Source organism: Frankia sp. CcWB3, assembly GCF_977927595.1.
Genome location: NZ_CDWRCK010000002.1, coordinates 52,413 through 60,167 on the forward strand (window position 1 = coordinate 52,413; position 7,755 = coordinate 60,167).

Sequence of the window (7,755 nt, forward strand, 5' to 3'; positions counted from 1 at the left end):
CACGTGCGGTGTGTGCTCTTCACGGGGAAGGGCGGCGGCGGTACCACCACGGTGGCGGCGGCGACCGCGATCCTCGCCGCTCAACGGGGTCATCGGACCCTCGTGCTGTCGGTCGACCCGGCCGCGGGGCTCGCCGGCGCGCTCGACCACCCGATCGGCGCCGAGCCGACCGAGCTTGAACCGGGGTTGCACGGCCAGCAGGTCGACCTGCGCCGCGCGGTCGAGACCCGGTGGCCGGCCGTACGCGAGGTGCTGGCGGGCACCTGGCCGGCCATCAACGTCGATCCGTTCGACCTGGAGGAGTTGGCCTTCCTGCCCGGGGCCGTCGAGACCCTGACGCTACTCGAACTGCGTGACGGCCTCACCAGTGAGAACTACGACCTGGTGGTGGTCGACGGAGGTTCGGCGGCGGCGCTGGTGCGGCTGCTGGCCTTTCCCGAGACGTTGTCGTGGTACTGCCGCCGGCTGCTGCCGCCCGACGGTGCCTTCGCGCGCTGGCTACGACCCGGTTTCGGCTGGGCGGCGGCGCTCGGCGGCCGGTGGAGCACGCTGGCGGCCCCCGCCTACGACACCGTCAACCGCCTGCACCGGGCGGCGGTCGACCTGCGCGCGATCCTCACCGACCACGCCACCACCAGCGTCCGGCTGGTGCTGACCCCCGAGAGCTCGGCGCTCGCCGCGGCCCGCGGCAGCTTTACGGCGCTGTCGCTGCATGGGTTCACCCTGGACGGCGTCGTCGTCAACCGGATCTTCCCGTCGGCGAACGCGGACGCCTGGCGGGCGGGGTGGGCCGCCGTTCACCGCGAGCAGCTCGCCGACATCACCGCGGCCTTCATGCCCACCCCCGTCCTCCCGGTCGGCTACCGGGCGGGCGAACCGATCGGCCTGGAGGAGTTGGCCGCCTTCGGCGCGGCGACCTACGGTGAGCTCGATCCGGGGAGTGTTCTCGGGGAGCCGCTCATCGGCTCGAGCGGCCAGCCGCGGGTGGAGCGCACCGAGGACGGGTTCGCGCTGTCCTTCGGGCTGCCGTTCGTCGACGGTTCCCAGATCGATCTGGCCCGGCTGGGTGATGACCTGGTGGTGACCGTGGGGTCGTATCGGCGGGCCGTTCCGCTGCCTGCGGCGCTGCGTCGCTGCGACGTGAGCACCGCCCGGCTGCGTGACGATCGGCTGGTCGTCTCGTTCGTCCCGGACCCGCAGCAGTGGGTGCGGGTATGACCACGCAGCGGTCCACCTCGGGTCGGCCCGGCGGCGCCGGGCCCGACTTCACCACGCCTCCCACCGGCACGCCTCCCACCGGCCCGTCCGCGTCGCCCGGCCGCGGGTCGCTCGCGGTCGAAGCCGCCCTGCTCGCTGACGCCCTGCGGGACTGGGCCGCCTCGCACCTGCCCCCCGGCCATCCCGGTCCCCCCGCATCGTCGGCGGCGGGACCCGCTGCCGACGATGCGGCGTCGATACCCGATCCCCACGCGGATCCGGCGCCGGGACCCGCGGATCACACCTGGCCCTGCGCCGTGTGCCCGCTGTGCCGGCTCCTGTCGAGCTTCGCCGGCGACCGCCCCGAGGTGGTTGGCCATCTCCTCGCGGCTGCCGGATCCCTGACCGCGGCGTTCCGCGCCGCCCTCGGTGCCCGTGGGGAGGACGCTCCGGGGCCCGCCACGCCGCGACGGCGCGAGACGGCGCCCCCCGCATCTGGGGATCATCCATGGCCGGGGGACACCACCGGCACCCAACCCGCCACCGCGCTTAGACCCCGCGTGCAGAGGATCGATATCACGTGAGCATCGCTACTCCCGATAGTTCGAAGAATCTGGATATTCCGGGCAGCTTGACGGTTCCGCGCACCGAGCGTGCCGGCGCGGCCCCCGGCCCGTTGCCGGTGGAGGACCGGATGGAGGGCCTGACGATCGGCGTCGACGTTGGCGGGACGAAGGTCGCCGCCGGCGTCGTGGACGGCGCGGGGACGATCATCACCTCCCTGCGTCGGCCTACCCCGGGCCATTCGGCCGCCGAGGTCGCGGACACCATCGCCAGCGTCGTCGCGGAGCTCAGTGCCGACCACGCCGTGCGTGCGGTCGGCATCGGCGCGGCCGGGTGGGTCGACTCGGACCGGTCCCGCGTCCTGTTTGCACCGAACCTCGCCTGGCGCGACGAACCCCTGCGCGACGAGGTCGGAGCGCGCATCGGCCTGCCCGTCGTCGTGGAGAACGACGCCAACGCGATGGCCTGGGCGGAGTACCGTTTCGGGGCCGGCCGTGGCCGGCGTGACCTCGTCTGCCTGACGGTGGGAACCGGCATCGGCAGCGGCATCGTCCTGGGCGGTGAGCTCTACCGGGGCGCGTCCGGTATCGGCGCCGAGATGGGCCACATGCGGGTGGTACCCGACGGGTACCCGTGCGGATGTGGTAACAGAGGGTGCTGGGAGCAGTATGCGAGCGGGCGAGCGATGGTCCGGCTGGCGAAGAACATCGCCACCGTGGATCCGAGTGCGGCCATGCCCATGCTGGAGCATTGTGGCGGTGGCGTCGACGCGCTGACCGGCCCGGACGTCACCGAGGCGGCACGCAAAGGGGACCCGGCGGCGATCAGGTGCTTCACCGAGATCGGCCACTGGCTAGGCGAGGGTATGGCGACGCTGGTCGCCGCGCTCGACCCGAACCGCTTCGTCATCGGCGGCGGCGTCTCCGACGCCGGCGAGCTGCTGCTCGGCCCGGCCCGGCAGAGCCTCCTGGCCGCCATGCCCGGGCGGGATTACCGTTCCGAGCCGGACATCGTCATCGCCGAGCTTGGATCCCAAGCGGGCCTCGTGGGCGCGGCCGACCTCGCCCGGTTCTGACCCGAAATCCCCACGACTATCCCAGGAGGGTCGCCGAAGGCGATTCGACGGAGACCCCGTACGGCGCCCTATGACAGGGGTCCCCGCGTCGCGGCGAAGCCGCTACGTGGGGAGGCCCGGTAGTCGGGTACCAGTTCGGCGGCGAGCTCCTCGAGGAACAGCCCGGTGTCGGCGACGACGCCGACCGCGTGCGCGCTGGTGCGTTCGGTGAGAGCGTGCACCGTCGAGGGGTTGACGTCCACGCAGGCCACCGGGACCGAGGCCGGCAGGATGTTGCCGGTGGCCACGGAGTACTGGGCGCTGGCGATCATGAGGGCGAACGCCACCCCCCGCAGCGCGGCGCGCATCGCCCGCTGGCCTGCCAGGACGTCGGTGTGGACGTCGGGCAGCGGGCCTTCGTCGCGGACCGATCCGACGAGCACGAAGGTCTTGTTGGCCTTGACCATCGCGTGCATGATCCCCTGGGTGAGCACGCCGGACTCCACGGCGGCCCGGATGGATCCCTCCCGGCGGATCGTGTTGACCGCGCGGATGTGCTGCTCGCTGCCGCGCTGCACCCGGCCGCTGCGCAGCGGCCCGAGCCCCAGCGGCGATCCGTAGAGAGCAGCCTCCACGTCGAGTGTCGCCAGTGCGTTGCCGGCGAACAGCACGTCGACATAGCCGGCCCCGACGAGGGCGATCAACGCTGGCCCGGCCCCGGTGCTCACCACAGTCTGACCCGCCACCCAGAGCACCTGCGACCCCTCGGCCTTGACCTCGCGGATCTGGCGGGCGATCGCCCGGGCCAGGACCGCCTGCGGCTGGGTGGAGCTCGGCAGCGGGGCGGCCAGGGACTCGTACTCCTCGTAGACCCGGCTGGAGTGGGCGGTGACCGGCAGGACGACCTTCACCCCGTCCACGCCGCACACGATCATGTCTCCCGCGCGCACGTCGGTGACCGGTACCGTTTGCACCCGGCCGTGCGAGACGACCAGGCCGCAGTCCATCTCGGGATGCTCCACCGGCACCCACTGGCCGTCGAGGTGGACGACGGTCTCCAGATTGGTGGTGGAGTAGAAGTCCGGGGGGAAGACGCCGTCGCGGTCGGCCGGCTCGCACCGGGCCGTGCCAGACTCGATCTTGTTCACGCCGTGGACCTGGATCCGCATCAGAATGCGCATGAGCTGACTCGGTGAATCGGCCCCCACCGTGATGACCGCGTGGGACTCGTCATCGTGGCTGTGCCCCAGGTCGATACGATCAACCCGATAGTCACCGCCATAGTCCAGCACGTCGTCGAGAACCCGAGCCAGCACGCCCGTGTCCATGAGATGCCCGTGGACCTCGACCTTTTCGTGGTACTGCACGCCCCACGCCCTTCCTTTTCGGTGCCGGTACGACGGCTGCCACGCCGCGCTCAGACCACCGCGCCGTCGTCGGGGCCGTCGAAATCCGTGGGCGGACGGTCTCCCATCCGCGCGACCAGCGTGCCGACCCCGCCGAGGATCAGCAGAACCCCGGCGACGTTCTGGGTCCGGGACTGGTTGAAGTCGATCAGGTTCGGAACGACGAGGAACATCACACCGAGGGCGATCGAACCGAGTGCCCAGCGCGTCACGGGCCTGATCCGTGGCAGCGGTGGCGGGGGTGGCGGCTCGTAGTGCTCGTCGTCCGGGTCCAGATCCGGGTCGTCCAGACCCTCCGGGACCTGGCCGGAACCCGACAGATCGCCGAGGTCGACGACGAAGTCCTCGGTGCCGCCGCGTCCCCGTCGGCCGCTGTCACCGCCCGCGGACGGGAACGGCAGCTGGTCGGGCCGGGGGTCGGTCCGGTCCTCCGATACGGGCGGACCACCCGGCTCGAACGGCGGGCGTAGGATGATCACAGTGGGGCGGCGGGTGTCGTCCAGATTCTCCGCCGCCGGCCACCGATGGGATTCGGGCTCGTCGTCGAAGCGCGCGATGAGTTCGAAGAACGCGGCGTCGTCGGCTTTCTGGGAGCGCGGGGAGGGCCGCGGTGCGTCGCCCCCCGCGGTTGTCGCGGATCCGTCGCCGCCGCCGTCGAGGCCGCTGTCGTTGAGGCCGCCGCCACCGTCGCCGTCGTCGCCACCACCGTCGGCCGGCTCCTCGCGGTTCGCGGAGGTGCCACCGCCGTCGGCGGGGGCGCTGCTCGGCCCGCCGAGGGGAGCCCCCTCGGGCACGGCGCCGTCCGCCGGCGAGGGCCGGTGCTCGCCGGGTCCTGAACCCGGTGACCGCTCAGCCATCGCCGCAGGGCACGTCGGGCACGAGCGCGCGTGGCGCGTGCCGCCGGACGAATTCCAGACTTCCGTCGAAGATCGTTTCTCGGTCGTTGTCGAGCGTCGCGACGTGGTAACTGTTCTCCAGCAGCCGTTCCTCGGCCGGGGCACGCAGCCCGGCCAGCAGAATCGCGCCGGAGCTGGCTTCCACCACGTGGTCGACGATGCTGCGGTAGGTGAGGACCGGACAGACGATCCGACCGAGCTCCGGCCGGGTCACCGCCCACAGTTGGCGCAGCGACGCGAACGGGCGCAGGGGTACCCGGTCGTAACCGACCTCGGGCACGCCCTCGGCCTTCACGTCGCCGGCCACGCCAGGCACGGCGGGGATCACCCGGCTCAGCAACGGGGCGAACGCCGCGTGCCACCGTTCGGTGGTGAGGCTGGGATTGACCGTGACGAGGCCGGCGAGATCCCCGCCGTGCTGCTCGGCCAGCCGCAGGGCCAGGGTCCCGCCCATCGACAGCCCCATGACGAAGACCTGCTCGCAGGTGGTCCGCAACCGCAGGAACGCGGTCTCTACCGTGGCGTACCAGTCCGGCCAGGTGGTGGGCACCATGTCCTGCCAGCGGGTGCCATGGCCGGGCAGCAGCGGGCACGAGACGGTCAGCCCGACTGCGGAGAGGTACTCGCCCCAGGGCCGCATGCTGCCCGGGGAGCCGGTGAACCCATGGACCAGCAGCACGCCGACCGGCCCACCCTCGAACTCGAACGGTTCCGCGCCCGGGAGGACGGCCGCACCGGTGACACCCGCCATCGTGATCCGCCCTTCGTGCCTCGCGCGCCCGCCCGCATGCCGCGATGCGGGTCCGGCGACGCGCGGAGGGAAAACGCCGGTAAACGCATGCTCGCACGGTCCGCGGGCTGAGGCCACGGTCGTGCGTGTCTCACTCGCTGCGCAACATCGCTGCGCAGGAGCCGCCGGACGGAAAGTCCCCGCCTGATGATATCGGTGATGGGTGGGTACGCGCGCGGGACATCGGGATCGAGGCGCGGTCTGCGGGAGGCTGGGGGCCCGCCGTCAGGTTTCCTGGCCGGCACCGGAGAATGACACGCTGAGCGGGGTAGACCCTGTTCGGTGGACGTCGTGATGACCTCTCCTTAGGCTCAAGCAAGCCCATCATCCTTGCGACCGGCTCTGGGCGACCCGGCCCTGGTGCGGTGGGGTCGCAAGGATCGTCGGGGTCTCCGTGGCGGACCCCGGCGAGGCCGCGGGTCGTGGACCGGCGGCGTGCGCCCCGGTGCCCGACCGACCGGACGGTTCGTGGGAGGTTCGGGCCAGGTGTGATCGGCGTCGGCGGATGAAGACGGGCGACTGGCCACGGGCGCCCCCGGCGGGCCGTCGTCGTGCGGCGGTGACCAGGTGGGAGCTGTCTTGTTCTACTGGGTGGTCAAGGTGTTCCTGACACCTGTCCTGCGACTGTTCTGGCGTCCCTGGGTCGAGGGGGCAGAGAACATCCCCCCGGAGGGGCCCGCGATCCTCGCCGGCAACCATCTCTCCTTCCTGGACCACCTCTTCCTGTCGCTGGTCGTCCCCCGCCGTGTCACCTACCTGGCGAAGAGCGACTACTTCACCGAGGCGGGCGTCAAGGGGTGGTTCAAGCGGGTGTTCTTCAGTGGCGTCGGCCAGATCCCGATCGATCGCAGCGGCGGCAAGGCGAGCGAGGGCGCGTTGCGCTCGGGGGTCCGGGTGCTCCGCCAGGGCCGCCTGCTCGGGATCTATCCGGAAGGCACCCGATCCCCGGACGGCCGGCTCTACCGCGGCAAGGTCGGTGTCGCGCGCCTGGCGCTGGAAGCCGGGGTCCCGGTCATCCCCGTGGCGATGATCGGGACCTTCGAGGTCCAGCCGCCGGGCCAGCTGGTTCCGAAGATCCGTCGGGTCGGCATCCGCATCGGCCGCCCGCTCGACTTCAGCCGCTACGCGGCCATGGCAGATGATCGCTTCGTCCTGCGCTCGGTCACCGACGAGATCATATACGAGCTGATGGCCCTGTCCGGCCAGGAGTATGTGGACATGTACGCGAAGCGGGCCAAGGAGGAGCTCGCGGCCGCCCGGGCACAGGCGGCTGCCGCTGCCGGCGCGCCCGCGGGGTCTACCACCCCGGCGCAGGTCTCCCCGGCGTCCACCAGCACGGCGCAGGGTTCCCCTGGGGCGGCGACGCCGGCTCGGTCTCCGGATCAGCTCGGGCTGCCGGTCACGGCGCCGGCGAATCCACGCGCCGCCAAAGACCGGATCGACCGGGCGGTCTGACCCGTTTGCGGTGGACACGGCAGGATGGTCCGGTGTGTGGTGACAGCGTTCCTGGCTGGACGACGATCGGGCGGCGTCGCGGCTTCGAGCATCCCCGGCGATTCCCGGGACGGCGTCCGCTTCTGGTCGCGCTCGGCCTGATCGTTGGCTGCCTCGCGGGAACGGGTCCGGTGCCCGGGGCCTCGGCGGCCGGTTCCCCCACCGCACCTGTTGGACCGCCCGTGGGCGCCGCCCCGGCCGATACGATCGGTCGCTCGGGAACGTACCTCACGGACAGTGATCGTCGGGTGGTCGTCCTGCACGGGATCACGGTGCCGGCCGGGGTGACGCCCACCGCCGGGGACATCGACACCTGGGTCGGCTTCGGATTTACCGGGGTGCGCCTAGGGCCTG

Annotated in this window: 7 protein-coding genes and 1 pseudogene; 5 read left to right on the top strand and 3 right to left on the bottom strand. The window is 72.0% G+C overall.

The genetic code is table 11. The features are described from left to right. Nucleotides 1–3: 3 nt before the first annotated feature. The 3 genes from ACY5KJ_RS00670 (at nt 4) to ACY5KJ_RS00680 (ending at nt 2,836) form a co-directional block, all read left to right on the top strand. Nucleotides 4–1,218, top strand: a complete 1,215-nt coding sequence (locus ACY5KJ_RS00670) for an ArsA family ATPase (protein ID WP_462186417.1) — start codon at nt 4–6, stop codon at nt 1,216–1,218. Further along, complete coding sequence (locus tag ACY5KJ_RS00675; RefSeq protein WP_462202466.1) at nt 1,215–1,781, top strand: hypothetical protein; 567 nt, start codon at nt 1,215–1,217, stop codon at nt 1,779–1,781. The genes ACY5KJ_RS00670 and ACY5KJ_RS00675 overlap by 4 nt, the downstream gene beginning before the upstream one ends. A 110-nt stretch (nt 1,782–1,891) precedes the next feature. Next, entirely contained in the window at nt 1,892–2,836 is a 945-nt protein-coding gene (locus ACY5KJ_RS00680) for an ROK family glucokinase (RefSeq protein ID WP_462202472.1), read from the top strand. A gap of 68 nt (nt 2,837–2,904) precedes the next feature. Here the strand turns inward: ACY5KJ_RS00680 and ACY5KJ_RS00685 are convergent, their stop codons facing one another. From ACY5KJ_RS00685 to ACY5KJ_RS00695, 3 genes are read right to left on the bottom strand one after another with little or no spacing between them, the layout of a single operon-like run. Then, nucleotides 2,905–4,182, bottom strand: coding sequence for an ornithine cyclodeaminase family domain (locus ACY5KJ_RS00685; RefSeq protein WP_462186415.1), 1,278 nt, complete (start codon nt 4,180–4,182; stop codon nt 2,905–2,907). A 50-nt stretch (nt 4,183–4,232) separates the two neighbouring features. After that, nucleotides 4,233–5,078, bottom strand: coding sequence for a hypothetical protein (locus ACY5KJ_RS00690; protein WP_462202468.1), 846 nt, complete (start codon nt 5,076–5,078; stop codon nt 4,233–4,235). Continuing rightward, nucleotides 5,071–5,868: an alpha/beta hydrolase gene (locus ACY5KJ_RS00695; protein ID WP_462186413.1), complete on the bottom strand. Its 798-nt coding sequence runs from the start codon at nt 5,866–5,868 to the stop codon at nt 5,071–5,073. Before ACY5KJ_RS00695 ends, ACY5KJ_RS00690 begins: the two co-directional genes overlap by 8 nt. A gap of 618 nt (nt 5,869–6,486) precedes the next feature. Between ACY5KJ_RS00695 and ACY5KJ_RS00700 the strand changes: the two genes are divergently transcribed. Together ACY5KJ_RS00700 and ACY5KJ_RS00705 are read left to right on the top strand one after the other, a co-directional pair. Then, nucleotides 6,487–7,362 (top strand): lysophospholipid acyltransferase family protein, encoded by an 876-nt coding sequence (locus tag ACY5KJ_RS00700; RefSeq protein WP_462186435.1) that lies wholly within the window; start codon nt 6,487–6,489, stop codon nt 7,360–7,362. A 32-nt stretch (nt 7,363–7,394) separates the two neighbouring features. Further along, a pseudogene (locus ACY5KJ_RS00705) lies at nt 7,395–7,755 on the top strand (hypothetical protein); the annotation flags it as partial.